2 protein-coding genes and 1 tRNA gene are annotated in these 1,790 nt (G+C 62.0%); all 3 read left to right on the forward strand.

Translation table 11 applies throughout. The annotated features are described in order from the left end of the window. The first annotated feature begins 123 nt into the window (after positions 1-123). The 3 genes from C446_RS19390 to C446_RS14595 all read left to right on the forward strand — a co-directional run bounded on the left by C446_RS19390 (position 124) and on the right by C446_RS14595 (position 1,365). On the forward strand, positions 124-276 hold the full coding sequence (locus C446_RS19390) for a hypothetical protein (RefSeq protein WP_169331371.1): 153 nt from the start codon (positions 124-126) through the stop codon (positions 274-276). A gap of 65 nt (positions 277-341) precedes the next feature. Further along, positions 342-1,205, forward strand: a complete 864-nt coding sequence (locus C446_RS14590) for a DUF7119 family protein (RefSeq protein ID WP_006673899.1) — start codon at positions 342-344, stop codon at positions 1,203-1,205. Positions 1,206-1,291: 86 nt separating this feature from the next. Continuing rightward, positions 1,292-1,365: transfer RNA gene (locus C446_RS14595), tRNA-Lys, on the forward strand. The last annotated feature ends 425 nt before the right edge of the window (positions 1,366-1,790 follow it).

Below are 1,790 nucleotides of genomic sequence, written 5' to 3' on the forward strand. Positions count from 1 at the left end.
CCTTTTCGTTCACTCAACAGCCGACGCTAACGTTCAAAGCTGAGTCAAAAACAGAGAGGACAGTCCTCTCCAGTGGTCGGCGGCCGGAGTATGATTTTTCCCCGTCCGACGCAAATCAGGCCTATGACCGACTCCGACGACCGACCCGATCACGGTGAGGAACGTCCCGACGATGGCGACGACGAACTCGATGCCCTCGAGGACCTCGAAGACGGCGCAGGCTGTACCGAGGTCTGGGAACGTCTCGCCGAGGAGCGGTCCGAGGACGACCACTGATAGCTACAGGGGAGAGATTCGCCACGGTAGCGACCTTTTTGCGTTCGAAGCCCATACCGCGGGCCATGACTGGCGACTGGACGGGGGACCGACCCAACCGCTCGAACCCGAGACACTCGACTCGGCCCGACGACGGCTACGCCGCCGAGAGTCCCGAGACACATCGTCGATTGAAAACGGACGGTGGACAGGAACGAGATCAGGATCGGAAACGGAATCGGAATCAGGATCGGGATCGGGATCGGGATCAGAACCGAGACCGAAACCACAACACCAACCGACACACATCGATACCCACCGACCGCGAATCGCCCGTCGGCGAACCGGTCATTCGGGGCGACGAATCCGTTACCGGCACCCGTGCCCGCGAAGCCGTTCAGTTCGACCCCGCAGACCCCGAGAGCCTCGAGGACGCCGCCGAAACCGTCAGTCGATTTGCGACCGCCAGCGGCCGCGATGACCACCTCTTCATGCTTCGCGGCGCTGCCGCCTGCGCCGCCCTCGTGCGTGCCGAAGGCTCCTACAAGGCCGCCGCCGAGCGTGCCGGGGACGACGCGACTGTCTCTTTCATCCGCAAGTGGGCCCGCGTCCACGATCTCCCTCGCTCCGTCCGCAAACAGGTCGCGATCGGCGAGATCGCACCCACCGCCGCCAAACACGTCGCCCGAGTCGGCGGTGAGTCCCGGCTCCTGCTCGCCTGGGCCATCCTCGACGGCGACCTCACCGTCCGCGAAGTCCGAAGCGTCGCCAGCGCCGTCAACGACGGAACGCCGATCGAACGCGCACTCGCCGACCACGGCGTCGCCCTCGGCGAACTCGAGATTCAACTCACAGCCGGCACGTACCGGGACCTCCGTCGTCGGGCCTCTATCGACGACGTTACACCCGGCGAACTCATTTCCGAGGCACTCGATGCGTCCCTCGAGTAGGTTGAACGTCCACACCCGGGAATCGAGGGCAATCGCCGAGACGAAAGAAAACGTTTAACCCCCACTCACCGGTATGGGTAAGCGAAGGGCCGGTAGCTCAGTCTGGCAGAGCGTCTGGCTTTTAACCAGACGGTCGCGTGTTCAAATCGCGCCCGGCCCGCTTCTGCGACGAGTAATTCCGTGAGAAGCGAAGCGGCCAGAGCGATCCGAACGAGACGGGCACAGCCCGTGCAATCAAGTAAACAGGAACGTCTCGGCGTAGTTCGTAATCGCACCCAGCCCGCTTCCTTATGAACCCTACATCCCTGCGCGGTAAGTATCCTATAGTAGCTACTGTAAGTCAGTGCGCACCTGCTCGCCAGAAAGGTCGGCGATCAGTGTGCAAATCGTTGCAGTTGGTACTATAGAAGTACGCAACAACGGAACGAGTGACAGGTAGCGCTCGCCCGGTCACCGATACTTCGACAGTGTCAGACAACGACACTCGAGAGTGGGCATATCGGGCTTGACTGCTTCGTCGAGAGATTCCGTGTGAAACAGGTCGCGTCGACGATGAACCGGACGATCGGAACGAGTTCGGTGACC

The sequence above is a fragment of the Halobiforma nitratireducens JCM 10879 genome, assembly GCF_000337895.1.
GTDB classification, from domain to species: domain Archaea; phylum Halobacteriota; class Halobacteria; order Halobacteriales; family Natrialbaceae; genus Natronobacterium; species Natronobacterium nitratireducens.

Coding starts and splice junctions, on each gene's coding strand:
- C446_RS14590 (WP_006673899.1), top strand. CDS start 342: ATGACTGGCGACTGGACGGGGGACCGACCCAACCGCTCGAACCCGAGA.
- C446_RS19390 (WP_169331371.1), top strand. CDS start 124: ATGACCGACTCCGACGACCGACCCGATCACGGTGAGGAACGTCCCGAC.